This window comes from Salinimicrobium tongyeongense (genome assembly GCF_026109735.1).
GTDB classification, from domain to species: Bacteria; Bacteroidota; Bacteroidia; order Flavobacteriales; family Flavobacteriaceae; genus Salinimicrobium; species Salinimicrobium tongyeongense.
This window is the reverse complement of the sequence record NZ_CP069620.1, coordinates 557,810-578,989: the sequence shown is the minus strand read 5'-3', so window position 1 is coordinate 578,989 and position 21,180 is coordinate 557,810. Positions and strand designations below refer to the sequence as shown.

At 41.0% G+C, this 21,180-nt stretch carries 21 protein-coding genes, 1 tRNA gene and 1 pseudogene; 2 read left to right on the top strand and 21 right to left on the bottom strand.

The genetic code is table 11. The features are described 5' to 3' along the window. Positions 1 to 19 precede the first annotated feature (19 nt). From JRG66_RS02575 to JRG66_RS02485, 20 genes and pseudogenes are all read right to left on the bottom strand, one after another. Entirely contained in the window at positions 20 to 1,390 is a 1,371-nt protein-coding gene (locus JRG66_RS02575; RefSeq protein ID WP_265164185.1) for an alkaline phosphatase family protein, read from the bottom strand. A gap of 4 nt (positions 1,391 to 1,394) precedes the next feature. Beyond that, complete coding sequence (gene eboE / locus JRG66_RS02570; RefSeq protein WP_265164184.1) at positions 1,395 to 2,600, bottom strand: metabolite traffic protein EboE; 1,206 nt, start codon at positions 2,598 to 2,600, stop codon at positions 1,395 to 1,397. Further along, entirely contained in the window at positions 2,597 to 3,784 is a 1,188-nt protein-coding gene (locus JRG66_RS02565) for a 3-dehydroquinate synthase (RefSeq protein ID WP_265164183.1), read from the bottom strand. The genes eboE and JRG66_RS02565 overlap by 4 nt, the downstream gene beginning before the upstream one ends. Positions 3,785 to 3,793: 9 nt before the next feature. Then, on the bottom strand, positions 3,794 to 4,669 hold the full coding sequence (eboC, locus tag JRG66_RS02560) for a UbiA-like protein EboC (protein ID WP_265164182.1): 876 nt from the start codon (positions 4,667 to 4,669) through the stop codon (positions 3,794 to 3,796). 5 nt (positions 4,670 to 4,674) lie between these two features. Further along, on the bottom strand, positions 4,675 to 5,586 hold the full coding sequence (locus JRG66_RS02555) for a TatD family hydrolase (protein ID WP_265164181.1): 912 nt from the start codon (positions 5,584 to 5,586) through the stop codon (positions 4,675 to 4,677). A gap of 10 nt (positions 5,587 to 5,596) precedes the next feature. Next, positions 5,597 to 6,436, bottom strand: a complete 840-nt coding sequence (locus tag JRG66_RS02550) for an EboA domain-containing protein (RefSeq protein ID WP_265164180.1) — start codon at positions 6,434 to 6,436, stop codon at positions 5,597 to 5,599. A gap of 91 nt (positions 6,437 to 6,527) precedes the next feature. Continuing rightward, positions 6,528 to 6,920, bottom strand: a complete 393-nt coding sequence (locus JRG66_RS02545) for a transmembrane 220 family protein (RefSeq protein ID WP_265164179.1) — start codon at positions 6,918 to 6,920, stop codon at positions 6,528 to 6,530. 110 nt (positions 6,921 to 7,030) lie between these two features. Beyond that, positions 7,031 to 7,594, bottom strand: a complete 564-nt coding sequence (locus JRG66_RS02540; RefSeq protein ID WP_265164178.1) for a DUF305 domain-containing protein — start codon at positions 7,592 to 7,594, stop codon at positions 7,031 to 7,033. Between the two features lie 207 nt (positions 7,595 to 7,801). Next, complete coding sequence (locus JRG66_RS02535; protein WP_265164177.1) at positions 7,802 to 8,611, bottom strand: formate/nitrite transporter family protein; 810 nt, start codon at positions 8,609 to 8,611, stop codon at positions 7,802 to 7,804. A gap of 19 nt (positions 8,612 to 8,630) precedes the next feature. After that, positions 8,631 to 8,942 (bottom strand): hypothetical protein, encoded by a 312-nt coding sequence (locus JRG66_RS02530; RefSeq protein ID WP_265164176.1) that lies wholly within the window; start codon positions 8,940 to 8,942, stop codon positions 8,631 to 8,633. A 72-nt stretch (positions 8,943 to 9,014) separates the two neighbouring features. Then, a complete protein-coding gene (locus JRG66_RS02525) occupies positions 9,015 to 9,266 on the bottom strand; it encodes a transmembrane 220 family protein (protein WP_265165394.1) in 252 nt (83 codons plus the stop codon). A 45-nt stretch (positions 9,267 to 9,311) separates the two neighbouring features. Next, positions 9,312 to 9,689, bottom strand: a complete 378-nt coding sequence (locus JRG66_RS02520; protein WP_265164175.1) for a c-type cytochrome — start codon at positions 9,687 to 9,689, stop codon at positions 9,312 to 9,314. Beyond that, entirely contained in the window at positions 9,665 to 11,116 is a 1,452-nt protein-coding gene (locus JRG66_RS02515) for a PQQ-dependent sugar dehydrogenase (protein WP_265164174.1), read from the bottom strand. Before JRG66_RS02515 ends, JRG66_RS02520 begins: the two co-directional genes overlap by 25 nt. Positions 11,117 to 11,609: 493 nt before the next feature. Beyond that, positions 11,610 to 11,963 (bottom strand): hypothetical protein, encoded by a 354-nt coding sequence (locus JRG66_RS02510; RefSeq protein ID WP_265164172.1) that lies wholly within the window; start codon positions 11,961 to 11,963, stop codon positions 11,610 to 11,612. Between the two features lies 1 nt (position 11,964). After that, the gene (locus JRG66_RS02505) at positions 11,965 to 13,206 is read right to left on the bottom strand and encodes a hypothetical protein (protein WP_265164171.1); all 1,242 of its coding nucleotides are present in this window, start codon (positions 13,204 to 13,206) and stop codon (positions 11,965 to 11,967) included. Continuing rightward, positions 13,203 to 14,828 carry a DUF4396 domain-containing protein gene (locus tag JRG66_RS02500; protein WP_265164170.1) on the bottom strand — a complete coding sequence of 542 codons (1,626 nt, stop codon included), beginning with the start codon at positions 14,826 to 14,828 and terminating at the stop codon, positions 13,203 to 13,205. Before JRG66_RS02500 ends, JRG66_RS02505 begins: the two co-directional genes overlap by 4 nt. 9 nt (positions 14,829 to 14,837) lie before the next feature. Next, positions 14,838 to 15,173 carry a hypothetical protein gene (locus tag JRG66_RS02495; RefSeq protein ID WP_265164169.1) on the bottom strand — a complete coding sequence of 112 codons (336 nt, stop codon included), beginning with the start codon at positions 15,171 to 15,173 and terminating at the stop codon, positions 14,838 to 14,840. Between the two features lie 11 nt (positions 15,174 to 15,184). Continuing rightward, on the bottom strand, positions 15,185 to 16,783 hold the full coding sequence (locus tag JRG66_RS02490) for a PQQ-dependent sugar dehydrogenase family protein (RefSeq protein ID WP_265164168.1): 1,599 nt from the start codon (positions 16,781 to 16,783) through the stop codon (positions 15,185 to 15,187). A 1,461-nt stretch (positions 16,784 to 18,244) separates the two neighbouring features. Then, positions 18,245 to 18,510, bottom strand: a pseudogene (locus JRG66_RS15740) (four-helix bundle copper-binding protein); the annotation flags it as partial. Positions 18,511 to 19,099: 589 nt separating this feature from the next. Further along, positions 19,100 to 19,176 (bottom strand) — tRNA-Met (locus JRG66_RS02485). A gap of 164 nt (positions 19,177 to 19,340) precedes the next feature. Between JRG66_RS02485 and JRG66_RS02480 the strand changes: the two genes are divergently transcribed. Both JRG66_RS02480 and JRG66_RS02475 read left to right on the top strand, forming a co-directional pair. Beyond that, complete coding sequence (locus JRG66_RS02480; RefSeq protein WP_265164167.1) at positions 19,341 to 19,727, top strand: START-like domain-containing protein; 387 nt, start codon at positions 19,341 to 19,343, stop codon at positions 19,725 to 19,727. A 49-nt stretch (positions 19,728 to 19,776) separates the two neighbouring features. Further along, positions 19,777 to 20,622, top strand: a complete 846-nt coding sequence (locus JRG66_RS02475) for an aminotransferase class IV (protein WP_265164166.1) — start codon at positions 19,777 to 19,779, stop codon at positions 20,620 to 20,622. Here the strand turns inward: JRG66_RS02475 and JRG66_RS02470 are convergent. Continuing rightward, positions 20,619 to 21,179: a YqgE/AlgH family protein gene (locus JRG66_RS02470; protein WP_265164165.1), complete on the bottom strand. Its 561-nt coding sequence runs from the start codon at positions 21,177 to 21,179 to the stop codon at positions 20,619 to 20,621. The two genes, JRG66_RS02475 and JRG66_RS02470, sit on opposite strands and share 4 nt — an antisense overlap. Position 21,180 lies beyond the last annotated feature (1 nt).

Sequence of the window (21,180 nt, the reverse complement as noted above, 5' to 3'; positions counted from 1 at the left end):
CTTTATGTGATGAGCTAGTTCATTCTGAAAGTACCGCGGATCTAATCTCGTCAAAGACAGCCACAGGTTTTAAGGTTGCTTCTTTTCCCTTAGAAGAAGAAATGAAGATCGGCCAATCCCCGGTTGATTCAGGACGGCGGCCGTGGGAACCTTTTACCAGCTCAGGCTTTAACGGAACTACATCCATGAGTGTCCGGAAGCCCATCTTTTTCCGTAGTAATTTCAGACCTATTTTCAGCTTGGGGAATTTTATGTCAGGATCGATAAAAAGCTCGGCAGGGTCATATCCCGGCTTCCGGTGAATGTCGACTGTTCGGGCGTAGTCAGGAGCTTTTTTGTCATCCAGCCAGTAATAGTAACAAAACCAGGAATCCTTGTCGGCAATAGCAATAATATCTCCGGCACGTTCATGATCCAGGTGATACTCCTTTTTCTCTTCTCCTGTAATTAACTTTTCAATTCCGGGTAGCTCCCCTAGCAGTTTTCCTATTTCAGAAATCCTGCTTTTGTCCCTGATGTAAATGTGGGCGAGCTGGTGATCACAAACAGCAAAAGCTTCACTGGCGCCAGCATCAAAAACATCATAACCCAGTTCCTCCCTGACAGCGATACAGTTTTTTTCCCTTAGCAGTTTGTTGATATAAACAGGACGTTCTACTTCAGTTATTCCATATTCAGAAAGTAAAATTACTTCAGCACCTTTAGATTCATAGTAGTTGATAAGGTCCTGACAAATTTCGTCCACCTGTTTCAGGTCTTTGTCAATATTGGGATGATGTGAATCCAGGCGCTGAAAATTATAATCCAGGTGTGGAATATAAATGAGAGTCAAAGTGGGATCATTTTGTGCATCGACCATCTTCGAGGCACGGGCGATCCATTTTGAAGCCTCAATTGAGGTGGCAGGGCCCCAGAATTTGAACAGAGGGAATTGTCCTAATTCCTTCTGGAGATCTTCTCTTAAATGGGAGGGGAAGGTATAGATATCCGGAATTTTCCTGCCGTCTGCAGGATACATGGGGCGAGGGGTGATCGAGTAGTCCACAGAAGAATACATATTATACCACCAGAAAAAATTTGCACAGGTGAAATCCGAATCTTTTTTCTTCAGCGTTTCCCAAATCTTTTCGCTTTGTACAAGCTGGTTGGGTTGCCTCCAGAATTTCACTTCATTTTCCTCTTTAAAAAACCAGCCATTTCCTACAATCCCTGTCTCTTCAGGATATTTCCCTGTAAGGTAAGTAGCCTGGGCGCTACACGTAACAGCGGGAAGTACCGGATCTATAGCTCTTACGTGTTTTTTTCCTGCCCACCCTTTTAAGAAAGGTGTTTTGTCTCCCACTAAATTCTTTGAAAGTCCAACTACATTAATAACGACTGTTTTTTTCATTTTTTTACAGGTTGCTTAGCACCCAACGATATTCATGGGCAATAGATTCGGTTAAAGAGCTTTGATTCTTTTCGGGCAATACATCCCAGGTGTAGGTCTCTATCTCAAGATGAGAAGTGATCTCCTTCAGGTTTGGTAGGGAGAAAACCCTTTCTATTTGTTGCCGGGTAGAGCAGATCCCATCATATTCCGCAGCAAAAATGGGAACGTGGAAATGAATTCGCCATTCGGTGGAATGGGTCACGGGCAAACTTTCTAAGGCAGCCGGGAGATCTTTATAACGTTCAAAAGAACCGTCGGGTAGTAAACCCACTACCTGATGTAAATAAACAGAATCTGCAAAAGCTGTCAAACGGTCCTGAATTTTTTTCCGCTCAGGTTGCTCCAGGGGAATAGCGATCTTCAAGGCTGAACTTATTTGGATTTTTCCAATCTTTATTCCTGCTTTCTCAAAATTTGCCATGACTTCAGATGGTTCCTCATAAAGAAGGGCAGAATGGCAAACATCATAGCAGATCCTAAGATGATCCAAAATGATGGCATGTGCTTTTTCCGCCGGGACCCTGAGCTTTTTTTGTAGAAGCATCCCAACATCCTGTACTAAATATTCAAAGAATGCTACCGCCTCGGCTGAACTTTCTACCATTCCATCCGGTTCGGGTTCTATATCCAGATGAATCTCTGTACCTGTACTTTCCTTCAGCTGAAAAAGCAGCTCCACAACAGCAGCGAAATTTTCAGTGATCTTCTGTTCAGTCTCCTTATTATTTTTAATATTTTTCTGAGTAAACCTGTAAGATACGGGAGATGTTGAAATGCTGCCTGAACTAATTTCCGCAGGTAAAAGCCTGGCCAAAATATGGATAAGGTCCCTGGTATATTTTATTCTTTCCTTAGTGCTCCAGTCGGGGTCATGTACCTTTTCCTTAACATGCGTGGCGTGAAAAGCGCCGTAAGGGAAGCCATTCATGGTGAATACGTACAGATCATTTTCCTTAAGCCATTTTTGAAATTCTCCCAGCCCGTTATTTTCCAGGAGACCGGCTGCAGCTTTTGCCGACAATCTCAGGCCGATGCCAAAGGGTGTCTCGGGTGATAATCTTTCCTTTAAAGGCAGGACATGCTTCTTTAGCTGTGAGAACGTGGTTGCCCAGTCTTCCGCGGGATGCACATTGGTACAGTAGGTAAGATGGTAGTTTTTGTATTTCAAGATGCCCCAATTTTTTGATCTTCCTTCTCAAGAAAAAGGATGGATTCTTTCATTTTCTCCTGATCTATTTGATGTACCTCTTTCCCCACGCCGATTTCTTCAAGAAGCATAATAGTGAGGTCCCCGCCTAAATGTTCCCGAAATTCCTGAAGGCCTTCGAGCACCTCAAATTCTTTTCCTTCGGATCGAAGTAATTCCGGCGTATATAATCTGAAACCCAGATTCCAAAGTAATTGAAGCACCTCGTCACAAGTAGATTTTTTTATCAAGCCGGTCTTCCATGAATAGACACAATCCAGAGCGATTCCTATAGCAACAGCTTCCCCGTGTCTTAAGGAGTAATTGGTGAACTGTTCCAGTTTATGAGCTGCCCAGTGGCCAAAATCAAGAGGCCGGGAGGAGCCTGTTTCAAATGCATCTCCCGAAGAGATATGTTTTAAATGAAGCTCTGCACATCTGTAAATGAGGTACTGCATACTTTCATTATCCCGGTTGACCAGTCTTTCGGTGTCATTCTTAATCCAGTCAAAAAAATTCCTGTCTTTAATAAGAGCCACTTTCACGGCTTCAGAAATGCCGCCTCGCCAGTCTCTTTCTTCTAAAGTTCGTAAAAACTGCTGATCATTGATGACAGCGAAGGGAGGGGTGAAGGTTCCCAGGAAATTCTTTTTGTTGTACCAGTTTATTCCATTTTTGACGCCCACGCCCGAATCATTCTGGGATAAAACAGTGGTGGGAACTCTTATCAGCCTTACTCCGCGATGCGCAATGCCTGCTGCAAATCCTGCGGCATCGAGCACGGCGCCTCCTCCAATAGCTACTACGAACGAATGCCTGGAAATGCCATATTTATTAATTTGATCCAGAACAGAAGTAACGTGATCTAAATTGTTCTTGCTCTCTTCGCCACCCGGTAGAATGATGGGATCGGGAAGGTCCTCGAGTTGTAAAATATCTTCGCAGTAAGTCCTGATTTTTTCCTGAAGGCCCGGTGTTTTTTCAAGTAAACCACTGTCAACCACAAATAAGAGCTTTAACTTTTTTTCTGTCTTTCGACTGAATACCTGCTTAAAAGTGGGATTTGCAGGGGCAAAAAGATCTTCGGTAAAATACACGTCATAGGCTACAGGTAGAGTGAAGCTTTGCCGGATGTTTGTTTTTTGAGCACTTATTTTGGTATTCATAACAAGGTTTTAAGTGACCGGGAACAATTTTCCGGTCAGGAAAGAAAAGGGTAAAAGAGTCAACACCACAAGCCCAAAAAAAAGACCTGCTGAGGAAGCCGCAATGGCTGCGTTCATAACAATCAGGGAGATAATCCCCACTTTTACAGCCAGGCGTATTTTTTTAGCTGAAGGTTCTTTAATAGCCCGAACAAGGGGAGGCAGGATAAGAGCTGCAAACAGTATTACAAACAGAACAGTGGAAAAGAAGTCGCTGGCTTCTGATTCATATCCCAAATATGCAATAGCTGTAATGACCAAAAGATAAAAAAAAGCTGCCACATATAAGGGTTTCCGGGTAGAACCTGTAACCTCACCTTTGCTAATGGAGGTTATGGCTGCAATGTAAATTACCGGAATGAATAGCAGGTACCAGTTTTCCGCGGTGATAGCAGGAAGTATTGACATTCCCAGGAGGAGATTTAAACCCCTGCAAAGCCCCATATTTATGGGGCCTATCCAATCAATATGTTTCCCTTTGGCGTCATAAGCGGTGGCTAAAACTGCAATAGCCACTGCCAAAAACCCTGAAACTACATTAACCACAAAAGAAGCTGCTATTCCTATCAGAAAAAGCACCACTCCCAGGGTCAAAGCCTCGCTTTTGGTTACCTGTCCACTTGGAATAGGCCGTTCCGGTCGTTCCTGTTGATCTATTTCGGCATCAAAATAATCGTTCAGGACTACCCCGCCACCATACAAGCCTGCTGTCGCCAACAATAACAGGTAGAGATCTGCACTATAAAACACGATTAAACCTCCGGCAACGATTGATGATCCCGCAAGTATATCTGCAAAAGCGGTTATGATATTTGCAGGCCTCATTAGCTTCAGGTATGGCAACATTTATTCTACTTTATTAGGATGTCCTCTTCGTTAGATTGAGAAGTCGGAATTTGTTCCCCACGTAGAACCGAATTCCCCGAGAATTTAGCATTGAGATCAATTTCTTTTTCTGTTTCCCAGTCCTCTTCTTTCATTTGTCCGCTGCGTCCAAATGCAACCAGTGCATTGCCGTAGGTTACCTTTTCAATATCCTTTTGATCAATACCTCTTCTTTGCATTAGGGCAGCTGTTTTTGGGACTGCGAGAGGATCACTAATCCCCCAGTCGGCGGCACTGTTTATGAATATATTCTTTGAACCGTATTGCTTCACAACCTCCACCATACGTTCATTTCCCATTTTGGTGTTGGGATATATAGTAAACCCTGCCCAAAAACCTCTGTCCAGAACTTCTTTGACTGTCTCTTCGTTGTTGTGGTCTATTACTACCCATTCCGGGTCAAGTCCATGCTCCAGGCATATATCCATGCTTAAAGAAGTACCTTTTTTCTTGTCCCTGTGCGGTGTATGGATCTGCACCGGTAGTTCCAGCTCTTTTGCCAGGTCCAGCTGTTTTCTGAAGTATTTTTCTTCTGCTTTTGTTTGTTCGTCAAATCCTATTTCCCCTATTCCCACAACACCTTCCTTGAGAGCAAACCGGGGCAGCAGATCCATCACTTGTTCTGCCAGTTCTTCATTATTGGCTTCCTTTGAATTAAGGCCGATGGTGCAATAGTGTTTGATCCCGAACTGACTCGCCCTGAACCTTTCCCAGCCTATAAGGCTACTGTAATAGTCTTTAAATGTGCCAACATTTGTTCGTAACTGGCCAAGCCAAAAAGAAGGTTCAATTATAGCTACAATTCCTGCCTCGCGCATACGGCTGTAGTCATCTGTAGTTCGGGATGTCATGTGAATGTGTGGATCTATAAATTTCATATGTCAATATTTAGGTGTGTATTTGAGTTTCCCATTTTTCAAGTAATTCTTCCCACTTTCGGGAATCCGGAGTTGAAGAATTTTTATGTTGCTCATAAGCAAGAACAACAGCTTCTTCATTTATGGGATCCATTTGTTTTGCCCTTGTTTTAAATTCCCGAAAGCGATTTTCAGTTAAGGCAGGAGTAATTAATCGCCAGACGAGTGGATTAAACTCCCTGCCGGCAGACCATCTTTCTGAGACCAAATCCAGCAGTAACTCAGCAAGTACCGGATTGGCACGTTCGGGGATGCCGACAATTTTCCAAAAAGGCCTCTCCATAAAAGCGGCTTTAAGTACCAGCCGATTATAAGCTTCTTCTGAAAAATGTTCATAAGGATAAGGATTTTCCAATGTAATGGTGTCAAAGACAGAGGTAGCATTAGAACGGGTACCGCTGTAAGCTATTTGGAGAAATCTTTCAGGATTAGGAAACAATGGTAGAGCTGAATAAATAGTGATTTGTTCATTTAGATCTGCAGTTTCCAACAATTTTTCAACTGTACCTGAAAATTCTTCCGGCTTCTCTGACGCAAAAGAAAGCAGAAGCAGAATTCTTGCCGCCTGCTCTGAATCAAGATTCTCCGGATGCCAATTCTTTTTCAGCGTTTGCGCCTTAAAGGTTTCTTCAGGCCCAATATTCAGATCTTTTCGGGTAATTTTTCGAGGAACCTTAGAAAAAGCTAATACCAGATCCCTCTCATTTCCTTGAGATCTGAACTTTTTTTCTTCCTCCTCAAGCCATTTTACTTCTTCTGAAGAACAAACCTCAGCGATCCAATCTAGCAGTAGTTTTTGTGGCTGTTTCATTGTGATTAAATTTTTGGTTGCAGTTCGATGTGCCAATGCCTTTTTAATATAAGAAATCTAATCTTCATCCTCTGTTGTATTTATCTTAATTTCAGCTATAGGAAGAGGTAGAGCCTTTTCTCTGTTTTCGAAAGATCAGGTTTAATAAAAGGGCAAAACTGAGAATAAGAAGCCCGAAAAATTCCCGGGTGGCTTCAATCCATGGTTTTTCATCTGACATTGATCCGGTGATATTTTCTGCAGAATGCAAGCTGAACCAGGTGTAGACGCCGTTATGAATAAAAAACAAATACACAGCGTAAGAAACGAAAACGGCCAGGCCTGCATAATGTAAAATCCTACTATCCTTCCGGAAAATCGCCAGGGTACAGATCAGTGCACCGTAGCCATATATTGACATCCATAAAAGTGGATCCGGGTCGTTGTGTTGTATAGCGGCAGAAACAAGAAAAATTACTGCAAAAAATCCATTGGCTATTTTCACGAAAAGTTGGTTTTGAACATTAGTCAGCTTCGCCCCACAAGGTGCTGGAGGTTCTCATTTAAAGTTATAAACGTGATTTAAGAAGATTAGCCGATTTAGCAAGAATTTAGTTATTCATATAGATCTATGGTCTCTTTCTCGACCGTACCTTCAAAATCTGGAACCGGACGTTCCTTTTTTTCTTCCTCTGTTTCTACTATGCCGTTTTCTCTTATGTCATTTATTAGCCATTGCATTTCCATGATCTCCCTACGCTGCGCCTTAATGATTTTATCTGCAAGCTCTCTTACCCTAACATCTTCTATTTGAGAACGTTCGCTGGTTAAAATTGCGATTGAATGGTGAGGTATCATGCCTTCCATGTAATCTGTATCTGAAACAGTTACCTGGCTTCGTACCAGCCATATCGAACCACCTATTAGTATAACTCCGAAAGCAAGAGTGAGCATATTAGCTTTTTTGTTTTTGTACATGTTGAGCATATACAATAACATAATAATGATCATTGCCCCTCCCATGATCATTGTCATAAACAATCTGGTTTCACTATACCAAAAATGATCTATAATTTGGTAAGAATGTGCATACATCAGAAAGAACATGGCAATCATTGAAGTTGCTATCATTAAAAAAAACTTTATGTAAGGCTTTTTGTTGTTTTGATTATTTTCCATTTTTAGATTATTTGGTTAGAAGTTATTTCTGATTTAAGCTTAATTTGATTGAGTATTAAACGCTTTTACAAATTAAATAGCTTGAAAATTTAATTACATAAAAATTGTGTTAAATGTAATTTTTGTCTTTGGGAGTGATTTTTTAGAATGACTTCTTTACCATTAACTTTAAAGAACTGTAGCCTTTTAGTTTGCCAGGAGTTTTTTTTAATTATCTGATTTTACCTGAGCGTGATTAATTCCTGCCACAATCATTACGCCCCCTATAATGTTTCCGATAAGGGCAGGTAGTGTATAGTTGCCGAGGACGGACCACCATCCTACCTTGTTCATAAAAGCCAGAGTAAAAGTTTCCACAGAGCCTGCTATTACATGACTAAAATGTCCGATTCCAATAATATATGACAAAATTACTATTACCCAAAAACCTGTAGTTTTCTCGTATGGTATAAGCCAAACAATCAATGCGATGAGCCATCCGGCAAATATACCCCGTAGCAAGGTCGTTTCAAACCCAGGGTCCATTGCAGTACTTCCAATTTCTGCAAAGGCCTTTTGTACGTGCGGGTCAAAAACCTCTGTACGGGCAGCCACGTAAGCTACAATAGCAGCTCCTACTAAATTAGCAACAAGAACAATTCCCCATAGGCGTAGGACGTTTAAAAGCGTCCTATAGCTTTTTTTTTCCAGAAGAGGTAATATTGGTGTTAGCGTATTTTCTGTGAACAACTGCTGCCTTCCCATAATCACAATAACAAAGCCTACGCTATAGCCGAGGTTAGAAACCAGGAAGCTCCAATCGGCATCAGGTAAATATGCCTTTAACAAGCCTTCTGAAATCATAGAAAATCCCATAGATAATCCGGCTGCAAGTCCTGACCAGAATAATGCCGAGGATGAACGGGAAAGTTCTGAGATTGCTTCTTTAAAAATAGCATCATGTATGACTTTGGCGGAAGGAGGTTTACGCTCCTCTGCTTCCCTGTACTCTGTCAGATTAGGCTTTTTTTCTTTCATATAGATTAACTGTTTCGGGTTAAGCAAACGAGACCTTTGTGGTCGTCATTTCTTGGTCATTTTGTTCCCGCTCCACTCGAAGGCGTACACCTTTGTCTTTGTCGGTTTGTTTTAAGAGGGCAACAATGCGAGGGGTAGCTTTGGGATCAAGCAGTTTTAGCTCGTTATTCTCCCCTATCAATCCATAACCGCTTTCTACGCAATGGTCCATCAAAGCGCAGGCGGTAGAATGCTCACTTGCTTGATTAGTATATTGCGAGGGTGAAATACGCCGAAGACAAATAATATCCACTACGTACCCGTCCAATACTTCTTTTTCATTCTTTCTCATATCTATCAATTAATTTTTATCGTTTTTCTTTAGTAGCGAGCATTTACTTTTACTTCAACTACTTTATTATTACTAGTACTGTTTTTCTGCCTTCATAGTTTGGGCAAGGTTCCCGGTACCATATTCACTGTACCAGGTAAGGACCCCATCTGAAATGAATAACAGGTAAACAGCATAACCTGTATAGAAAATCATGGCCACCCAATACAAGGCAGCAAAGCTTATTTTAAAAAACGGAAAAGCGCATAATATTGCACCAGATAAATGGATGAAAAACCATAACAGAGGGTCCGGATCATTTAACTGCAGGTTGGCAGAGAACAAAAACAAAAGAAAAAATGCAGTGTTGGTAATTTCACTTCTCAGAATTTAGTCTTTGTTCCTGTTTATACGCAAGTAGCGCAGGTATTCTGCGATATTTTCTACCTGTTCATCTGAGAGTTGTTTTTCATTAAATGCGGGCATAACACCAATTCCGTTTCTTATCTGAAATTTAATAAGAGCCTTTGGCAAAGGTTTATTTATAATAGCCAGCCCCACACCCGACATTGCTCCAGGATGACAGGAGGCACAGTAATTGTTGAATAGTATCCTCCCATTTTGAAGCTGCTCTGTTGGCAGCGTGACCACTTCAGCATAAGGTTTTGTCTTTGGGGCAGAGCAGCTAATAATGGCAATGCCTGATAGAAGCGCTATAGCTATAAACCTGTAATTTCTTCCTTTTAATCTTGTCTTGTAATTTTCCATACCACACCAGAATTGTTAACAGGGTTAGCACCTTCCTTGCTCGTTGCAAGGATTCCAAAATCTGTCACATACAATGCAGTACCATCGGGACTGAACTGCACTGACACCGGTCTTTCCAAACCTCCTTTTTCCAACCAGGAGGCAGGTCCATTCTTTTTCGCTTTATTAGTGGCGAAATCCTCAACTATTCCCGATGCTACATCTACACGTACAACCCGATATCCTACGGGCGACAACACCTTTCCTACTCCGGGTGCCATATCGCCAAACTGGGCTATAAAAGCCTGGCCTTCAAAGCCAAAGTCTTCATTTGTGGAAAAACTTATTCCGTTGGAGGAGGAGTGAACCCCCAAACTTGCCACGGGCTGTGGCGGCGTACCGGGATCATTCACCAGTATTTTTTTTGGGTCTTCTTCTCCAGGCACCTCCAGGTGGGTTATGGACATACTTCCATTGTAGTCTGGCCATCCATACCAGGCATCCTGCTCTAGTTTAAAAAGCAAATCTCCTGTTCCCCAAACGGGCCGGCTGCCCCGAACATCATAAGAGTTATTGGTAACGTAGATCTGTCCATCTGGGGCTAATGCGAGGCCGTAAGGATTTCTGAACCCCCAGGCTACCACCTCAAGATCGCCACCATTGATTGGCACCCGCATTACAGCACCCGTACAAGGAATTGCTCCCTTTATCACCTGATTTCGTTGGGCTTTTTGATTATAAGGAAGGAAGGGGCCTGTAATTGCTTTATCATCGGAATTTTCGCTCAGGACATTTTTTGTCTCACTGTTTATTACGTTTATAGTAATATCCTTACACGGAATGTCGTGAAAATCTGGAAAGCGGTGGAGCCAGCCAAAAGAGGCATTATCATTACCCACTATTCCGGAATTGGTTGCTGTGCCTTGTCCAAAATACAGATACCCATCTTTTATGACCGGGCCATTTGTATGGTGGTCCCCAAGACTTGGTAAGCCCTCTACCAATACCTGTGAAGTACCTTTTTTACTAACTTTGAGTATTTTTCCTCCCTCGACCTGCCCTCCTTCAGCTATATAAAAGTAACCCTTGCTATAGGTAATACCATTCCAGGGTCCATTTTTTTGACCCATGTATAGAGTAGTTGTGGAACCGTTAGGCTGTATTTTGAGCAATTTTGGAGCTAAAAAAACTTCTCCATAGGAGTAACCTGCTTCTATAACATAAGTATTTCCTTCCTCATCAAAGGTAACGGCGGTGGGAAAAGTTAATCCTTCTGTGACGACTTCTATTTTATACCCATCAGGTAAAAGCACATCAGTGGGCTCTATATTTCGCTTTTCGGGAACATCATTTAGCTGGCCGCCGCCTTTGGAAGGCATTATACGATAGCAACTTTGGAATCCCACCAGAATAGCGAAGAAAATTATAATTCTAAATTTTTCCTTCATCTTTTTAATTTTTACTGTAGTGGGGGCAGTTTCTTAAATTTGTTGTAGAGGGGATCATGTTAAACTATAAAATGACTGCCGGCCGGCTTATAACTATGATCATCATAATCTAAAAAAATATCTTTTTCCAGGCCTGCAGCCACTGAAGTATAAAATTGTATTGCTTTTTAGGCAGCTTCTGCCCACCACCACCATATCAGTACAATGACTATTATCGTTCCTATGATCCAGTACCACATATTCTTTCTTTTCCGTTCTCTCTCTGTTTCCATAGTTTAGAAAGTTTAATTGATTAAAATTTCAATGAATAAGAATTCCCGTACTTTTTAGGCGGCTTCTGCCCACCACCAGATCAGTGCAATGACTATTATTGTTCCTATGATCCAGTACCACATGTTCTTTCTTTTTTGTTCTCTTTCTGTTTCCATGACTCTGTGATTTTATTTTATTAATTTAAAATTTTCCTGCTTCAGTTATCTTTGTGTAGATAGGATTACTTTCTACTTTTTTCTTCTGATACTCTTCTATTTTCCCGAAGAGTAGAATGGATGCCCAAAAGACCACCAAACAGACCTCCAATCCCGCTTCCTACTACAAAGCCGAAAAAAGCTCCCGGTCCTCGATTTCCTGCCGACATTTGCCCTAAACCTACCACAGACCATGCACCATCGGCCACCATCCAGGCAATGAATCCAAGTAAAATACCACCTATAATAGCGCCTGTAATCGCCATGGAGAGCATCGATGGATGATAAAAGAGCTGTCCATGTGGATCTCTGTTTGTCCTCTCCACCATTAGATCAGGTTCTGGTTTTTTCATTTTCTGCTTCTCGTTTTGTTTTTCCATTTTAATCTTTTTTTTCCTGTAATGTTGGCGCCTCCGTTAAATAAGCCGAAGTATCGGCCGGAATGTCAAAAGGTGATAACAATCGATCCAAATTTTGCTGGGTCGCCAGGCTCACAGAGGTGGTATCCCCAATGATCCAGGCGAAGTTTAAGATGGTTTCCTGGGGGCCTGTTTTAAATGGTTTAACCATTTTTAGGTAATCTGCAGTGGCCTTAGGAACACTATCTGGTTTGACCAGTAAAATAGGGCCGTGTTTTCCCATATGGCCCAAAACTGCTGCCGGGATCATTGATAACATATCGTCCGGATTTCCAATTATATAGTTGTGGCCTGCCTGTGCAATTCCCCAGCCAAAAGATCTGGGTTCCCAGTCCCACCACCATCCCCAGTTTCTGCCAAAATCTTTATATCCAGCGTTAACTGTGTTAGTAGCGAAAACGTTTGGTCCATCAATTCTTCGGACCAGCCCATACTGTCCTAGTTCCTGTGCAACTTTATTTGAGATTACATCTGGCCCACCGGTGAGGTACATATATGAGCCATGATCTCCATATCTCCTTTTGAGAATATCCCGGGTCGCCTGGGGAATGGAATCCTGATAAACCCAGGCGAATCCTTTGCCCATATGGGCATTCCACCCCATAGGACCTATACCGTGTTTTACGCCATCGGGATGATCTACTGCCGAGATGATGACTTCATCGGGATGATCTGCTTTCATAGCCGCTTGCCACATATCCAGCACTGAGGCTAACTTTACCGGATCTTCTTCGTAAAATGTTCGAACACGATATCCCAACACCTCTCGAATTTTGTTTACCTGGTCCTTCGGAACATTTACTGCATAAACATCAGTGCGTTTATCCTGTAGCACCCCATCTGGTCGAAGCCTTTTCATTTCCCGAAGGGTTTGTTCCGAAATCTTGTTGTCTCTTGTCAGGTAAAGTAAAGGTGCGTTTACCGGCATATGTGTGATGCGATTCATAGCAGTAAAAGCAATCTTCTCATCCTGTGGAACAAGAATGATAGCGCCAACTGCGTTGTCCTCCCTTGTGGCGGGATAAACTGTCTGGGTTAAGAGGATTGCCTGTTCTTCAGGGTTTCTTCCAGGCAGCCTCACAGTATAAGCTGTAGCCAAAGCCTCCTGTTGAAGGGGATGACTTCCTCCTCCTGGCCCTCCTTCAGTTTTGCCACAAGCGGTAAGAAGTAAACCTAATGCTATAGTATAAAAATATCTAATCATACGTTTCCGGGTTTTAAATGTTTACGGATGAAAATCCAGTTTAAAGGCCAGGCGACCAAAAAACCTATAAAAGAGGCCAGCCACATACTCGCAAACCATAAAATATCGTCTTCCTTTGGCATCATAGGTATTTTGTCCATAAGCATATACCAGGAAACCGACATCATTCCAAGGCTTACTGCCAGCATACTTAGTGCTGTGGTGATAAATGCCATTTTAGAAATCTTTTTATCAGACATTCCCGGCATCATTGATTTTTTCATAGGGTATTGGACCATTGCCCAGGCAATGAGCACTGCCAAAATATACATGGCAATCATCATAACAGGCATACCCGCCCCCAGCCAAAAGAAAGGCCCTTCCATTCCTTCCCCAAAGAAAATGGGAAATCCGAACCAGACTAAAATGAAACCAACCACTATCATTAAAGGAGCACCATATCCAAAGCCCATAATAGTAGCGGTAGCACTTTGCTGGTTATGGGAGCGTATCCATCTCCAGTCACCATCATCAACTTCTTTTGCAGGCCTTCTATAGGAATTTATATACAGCACAGGTCCCAGTACCGGCAGCAAAAGCGAAGCCAGCGTCCAGCCGATTTTTATGGGCATCTTTACCATAGGCAGGAAATAAAGGGAATGGATCCACACGAACAGGGCAGAAGCAATTCCCCAAATCAGGAAAATGGACATTAAGGCTTCCATATCACCCAAAGCAATTGGTCCCATACTGGCGTACTCTGCTTTTTCCAAAGCAAAATCGAGGCGCGCCTGGGCTGCATAGCTTATCCTGTTACTCACGACCCAGAAATGCCTGAAAGGACCTTCTGAAGGAGTTACAAACCAGTCTGCGCGTTGAGCAAATGCATATCGATCTAATTCCCCTGAAATTCCACCATCCTCTTCTGCATACAATAAGGTGGCGTTATTACTTTTGGCGTAGGGTAGGGCAGCTAAACCTAAAAGCACATCGTCTGGTGTAGTAAGCACATAATGAAAATATCCATTGTCTCGATCCACTTCACGACCCCATCCAAATTCGGTCTGTTCGTCCCTGTATTCAGCAAGTTTCAAGGCCAGTTGCTGGGGTGACTTTGCGGAAATTCTTTCTACATCCTTAAAGTCACTCAAAATTTCGTCAGGAATCATCTGTTCTGTTCCCAGTACATAGGCTTGCATTGCAGTGGTGACATTTTCCCTACCTGTAAGTTCCCCGTTGTTATAAAAAATCACCGGAGAACCATAAAAGTAGGCGTAGTAGAGTCCAGGTAAAGACCAGGCTAAAGCTTTTTTGTCACCTCCGGACAAAATGATAACGTGCCTGGCTTCAGGATTGACTTTCAGGGAATTCAGAAAAAATTCTTGCCAGTTTTCTTCTGAAGGAGCCATATTTGTAGTTTGTGCTTCTTCATACGGAATGGCAGTCTTTAAATAAGAATGTAGATCCGCAGGTCCTGCATTCACCAGTCGGGTAACGTTTTTTGTATGAGATATAAGGCGGCCTTCTTCAGCAGTTGATCCAGCCCAAGGGGCTACTTCAAGGTCTTCTTTTAAAAGGTTTACAAGACCAAAACCAAGAACAAAGAATACAATAAAAGCCACTATTGGATACGTCCACTTCATAATTTTTATTTAAGGTAATACATAAGTAATTAACCAGAAAAGACCAAAAAATCCAGTGAGACCATAAACAATGGCCAATGCTTTCCTGGTGTTGATGTCCTTTTTTGCAAACATCGTTAGTGCGGGAATAAGTGCAATTACGAAAATCACCATCAAATTATAATGTTTTTCCATACTGTCAGTTGTAAAAGCATTAATGATTAAAGCTAATAGACCTAATGCTACCAGAACAACGTGGCTTAACCAGATCATTTTAGGCACCGACATATTCATGCTTAAGTGGGTAAAGGCCATAAAACCTAAAACCGCTCCTGCAAAAAGTAAAACTGTAGCTGTAATTTCCATTCCCGGTATTTTTATTGTTTGCTAATTTTCCAGATTACACCTGTAAAAGGATGGGCGTTCATTCCCGTATCGTCAAATTCGACTACTCCAAAATCCACGATATACAAATTTCCCTGAGAGTCCCACTCTAACTGAATAGGACGCTCCAAACCACCCCCCTGGTCAGCCGAGGCTGGAAGTCCGGATTTGTTGTAAATGAAATCTGTAGCTTTTCCTGAATTCAAATTTACCTGCTGTACCTTAAAACCCGGCCAATTATACTTTACACCTTCGGGAGCTTCAGATTCTGGCGGCACACCAGGCGGGCGGTGGGGATGATACTTCTCTCCTTTAAAAACCGGTACAATAGCTCCAAATTCAGCGACCAAAATTTCATTTTCGGGTACATCCATTGTTCCATGACCGAATACCATACCCTGAGTTGCTGCATGAGACGACAATTTTGCAAGAGGTTGTATAGGTCTGTTTTTACCTTTTAAAAGTTTGCGGTGAGTTTCAGGAGTAAGGACAAAATTCCGTTCTTCTTTTTTGACCCCAAAACGTTCTTCTGTAATTGGGAGCCCACTATAGAAATCAGGCCAACCATACCATTCCCCTTCTATCACTTCGTAAATAGGTTCCCAGTCAAACATTAATCCGCGTGGGGGCATTGGATTTGCACTGTTCATTGTAGTTATAAGTCTTCCGTCGGGACTAAAGCGATAGCCAAAGCTACTTCGGAATCCCCAGGCAATCCTTTTAATATTGGAGCCGTCTAAATCGCTTACATAAAAGGCTCCGTTTGCAATCTTTTCCCCAGGAATTACCTGCCCCGCGGTAGTGGTCTCCCCTAAAGCGGCATAGGCCCCTGTTTTTACAGAGTCTGCTTCTGTCATAGTAATTTTTGAAGTTGGAACCCAAAAATTTTGTCCGGTAAGCGTAATATCTTCACCTGGGATTTCTCTGGCATCAGGTTTGTTAAATTGGTCTATGACCATTACAAAATGTTCTTCAATTACCCCGCTGTTCCCCTGAGTGGAAAGGAACCAGTACATTTTTTCATCCTTAAAAATTGGTTTTGCATTTAGAAATTCACCCCAGGAAGGAAGCCCATTGATGATGGTTTCAAACTCTTTCGTTTCAAGATTGTAAACAGAATACCGGCTGCGGTGGGAGATATAGAGGTTGCCTTTGTAATAAGTTACTCCTGTTACAGGAGGAATTAGCCCTTCTTCCATATCCTCGGAAGATGCTGATTCCATTATTTCAGTCATTGGAACCACTTTATCGTAAAGTACTTCTACCTGCCCATTGGGGAATACTTTTAGAATACGTGCCTCCGGTGCTCGCGGAGGTTTAGTGCCGTAGGTATGGCCTCCTGCTTCAGCAATATAATAATTTCCTTCCTCGTCAAAGGTGACATCTACAGGGTAAGAGAGGCCGATATTGACAGCTTCTATAGTGAAGCCATCAGGGACAACAATGTCTGCTACCTCAATTACTCGCTGCGAAGGTTGGTTTACAACCTCTTCAGGAATGGCATTGTCTTCGTCTCCCCGGGTTTTTTCAGCATCTTTACACGAGATAACCGTAAAAAAAATAAAGAAATAGTAGAAGTATAAATTTTTCATTTCAAAGGAAATTTCTGATTGATATTTGATTCTAGTGAAGCTCCTGCTTCTTAATGCACAGGTCTTTTGGTGAGTTATTTCTATTTAGTTATGTTTATTGTTTATAATTTGATCAGTTTCCAGACCAAAAAAAAGTCCTTATAGAGAGTTCCCATCTTATTTTTCGTTCGAGTTACCAGATAACACACAATTTTATGTAATACAGTTTTATATTACTCTTGTATTTACATTTCATTGGCAGCTGTTGGGGCGTGCTGAATACAACAAAGGGCAGAGTTATCGGATTTATTCCAAATTAAAATTACAATAACATACAGTTAGGGAGACTTAAAATTTATGTGTAAAACGTTAGTTTTTATGGGTTTAATAATTTTTTAGTAAAAATTATTATCATTTGTTAAATAATTCTCATGTCAAAGTGTAAATCTTGAAGAGGTAAATTAACCGATAAAGCGGAGGTGATTCAGATTTATTTTTGAAAGGAGAGTGAAATTAAAATACTTAAAAATGGTTAAATCAAAATTTTTGAACCCTTAATAAGTAAGATATTTAATTTAAAGGCAACGATGAGGAAATAGTAAAGGTTTAAATCATTTCTAGTATCACATGTGCATCTTAAGCCGGTTATGCTAAAGTTTTAATGTAGCTCCTGTTAAAATATAAGAAGTATTATGTTAATTTATGACGTAATTATCCATTCAATACTGTGGCCCCTGGTAGAAATCCCAAGATCCTATGGAATTAGCCGCTAGTTGAAAGGTGATGCGTTACTCAGGTTGAGGTTTAAAGCTACTTGACATGCTGTAGACTGCTTCTGTGGACAGTTTCAGGACAATCCTAACTGATACCGAATCCTGAAAATGGTAATAGAAGGGTTAAATTGCTGTTCGAAACGGACACGATGCCACCACCCAATCCAAACATTACTGTTTTCACTACAATACTGTTGTAAAATTCTGGCAAAATTTTCCTGGTCCGAGTCAAAAGATTCCCTGAATCGATAGCGTATTCCAATGCTGACATTCGAATCTTCTCCGGTAGAATATTTGACCCATCAGTTTACTTATAAATGTTCAGTTACGTCTTCAGAAAAATTATTGGCATCAATTTCATCGATAAGAATTCCCTATTTGCCAGGCCTAATGAATAAGACCATTTTGTTTCAGTGGAGAAATTCACCGTAAAAGTTGGCTCCAACATTAGTGCCTCTGTCTTCTGAGAAAAGGTTTTGGGAGTGGTTAATAAGGAAAGAGCAATGAAAATCACATTTGCAGAAAAGAATTTCCTCATTGCAGCGAATTCGGAACATCCTAAAATAAAATTGTTGCTGTTTTTAATATCAAACATAACTTTGAAATTTTTGAGGTTGTCGGGGGCGGGAAAAAATCTTTGATTAAAATTAATAGGTAGAAAAGGAAGGCTGCTTTTTTGCAGCCTTTCAATAGTCTCATTTTACAAGTATTAAGCTGTGAAATTCCGGAGATTATTAGCACATTCTCTACAAGCCTGTGCACAGTCCCTACAGTGCTTTAAATCAAATTTTTCACACTCTTCCGGACATTTTCACACATTTCAAGACAATAGTCCACCAATTTTTGGATATCCTTGTATTCTGTAACAAGAATGTCGTTCGATGCCCTGCATACTGCTGCAAAAGCTTTGTCCAGTCTTATGCATTCAATCATATCCTTTAGGTTTTCTTCATTTAAACAAGCGTCGGCACACCAGTTGCAGTGATTTACCTTTTACTAGCTCTTCATTTCTCATAGTTAAATTTTTAAGTTGATTTCGAAATTACAGCTTAACGACGTAATAAACCTTTTGACTTTAAAAGCAAAGCATTAGTTATTATGGTTTTATAGCATTTTTAGCATAGTTTAACTTTCTGTTTAATTCACAACCTGTTAAGCAATTTCGTATGAATGTTTAGGGGAAAAGATCTTTAGGTACTTGAGAGTAGCTTTAAAGAATTTCCGATTTATGACTTATTGGAAAATTGCCTTTAACTGATGTAGTTCTCACATTTCCAATGTTCATAGAATTCTGAGTAACCCAATTTCAGAACTGCTTGTCTATAAAGTGGTGGCAAACCACAGTTTTTCCCTGAATCTTATGAAAACTTTAAAACATACAATTTTTCAAAAAAATTGAATTCTATAGATGCCGTTTTTTCCTTGAAAAATTAAAATCTGCCTACAAAAGAGATCAATAAAGAACAATTTAAATGTGAATCTTGAAAATTTTAATATTCTGTACTTATTCTGTACTAGAGCAAAATAAAAAAGGCTCCCGATTTCTCGAAAGCCTTGTGTTTACTGGTAGCGAGAACGAGATTTGAACTCGTGACCTCCGGGTTATGAATCCGACGCTCTAACCAACTGAGCTACCTCGCCATTTCTAAACGATAGTGCCTCTTTAGGCGCTGCTATCTTTTAGCGGGTGCAAATATAAAAACAATTTGTCTTGTCACAAATTATCTTTTAGGAATTATTTAAATTGATTTCTTTTTATGTTTCTAATTAATATTTATATTGCCCGAAACTAACAAAACCGCAGCATGGACGATAAAATAAAGTTTGAAATGGAGTTTCCAATCCAGGCTTCCCCTTCTTTACTCTACAATTATATTGCAACCCCGTCAGGTTTAAGTGAATGGTATGCAGACAATGTGAACTCACGCGGAGAGTTATTTACTTTTATCTGGAATGGCAGCGAAGAAAAAGCAAAACTGGTGAGCAAAAAATCTGGAGAAAGAGTGAAATTTCGCTGGTTGGCCGATGAAGATACTCAGTATTTCTTTGAATTACGTATCCAGGTAGATGAGATCACCAAAGATGTTTCTATCATGATAACCGATTTTGCTGAAGAAGATGAATTGGAGGAAGGGAAAATGTTGTGGGAAAACATGATTTCAGACCTTAAACAAGTATTGGGTTCAGTTTAAAAATCCTTTATTTAATACTACCTTTGCCCGTTTTAAAACGGGTTTTTTTATGGTTAATATTAACGGACAGTTGTTTGAAGAAAAAGAGGCCTCTCTTTCAATTGATAACCGCGGATTTGCTTACGGAGATGCGGTTTTTGAAACAATTAGGGTTATTAATGGCAGGATCATTTTCTGGGAAGATCACTATTTTAGGTTAATGGCTTCCATGCGCATTATGCGGATGGAAATTCCTCTCACTTTTTCTCCAGAATTTCTTGAAGCTGAAGTCTTACAAATTGTTCGTGAAAATGACCTTTTTGACACCCAGGCACGCGTAAAACTCACTGTCTCACGCAAGGCAGGGGGCTTTTATACTCCTCATACCAACGAGGTAGATTATCTTGTTACTGCTGAAGCACTTCCTGATGCTTTCTACCTTTTAAATGAAGAATTTTACGAGGTTGAACTTTTTAAAGATCACTATGTTTCTAAAGGTTTGCTCTCCACGCTCAAAACAAATAACCGGGCGGTAAATGTACTGGCAGGTATTTACGCTGTAGAAAACGAATACCACAATTGTTTGCTGCTGAATGAACAAAAGAATGTTGTTGAGGCTCTTAATGGCAACATCTTTTTGGTGGTGGGCAATGTAATTAAAACTCCTCCTCTAAGCGAGGGTTGTTTAAAAGGGATCACCCGCGGAAAGATCTTTGAAATATTAAAAAAGCTACCCGATTATAAGCTTGAAGAGGCCTCAGTTTCCCCTTTCGAGTTGCAAAAGGCAGATGAGATGTTCATCACAAATGTTATTGCGGGAATACAGCCTGTTACAAAATACCGGAAAAAAGAGTATGCCAATGAAGTGGCTAAAATGCTACTTGGTCGCCTAAATACGCTGGCAAGGTTGAGCTAGTTGTAAGAAGGGTTTTCGGGGGCATTAGACCAGATCATATAATTTCCGCCTAACTGCATCATTTTATCTTTCCAGAAGGTTCTGGGTTTTCGGTTTAGAATGTCTTTATGGTCGTTATTTTCAGTCACGATCCATGAGTTTGCATTGAGTTCCTGCTTTAACTGGTCAAATTCCCAGCCTGAATATCCAAGGAAGAATTTGATCTCATTTTCACTAATAAGGTTCTCGTTAATAAGTCCTTTCACGGCTTCAAAATTTCCGCCCCAGTATATACCGCTGGCTATCTCCACGCTATCGGGGATAAGATCGGGAACCTTGTGAATAAAGTAAAGATTGTCCTGCTCTACAGGCCCGCCGTTGTACACTTTAAAATTTCCGGTAATATCGGGCAGAAGGTCTTTAAGTGTAAAGTCGAGTTGTTTGTTCAGAATAAAACCTACAGATCCATTCTCGGTATGATCTGCAATGAGCACCACAGATCTATTGAAGGAGAGATCTCCTGTAATGGCAGGCTCGGCAATAAGAAGTAATCCTTTGGCAGGTTTTAGTGTAGTCATT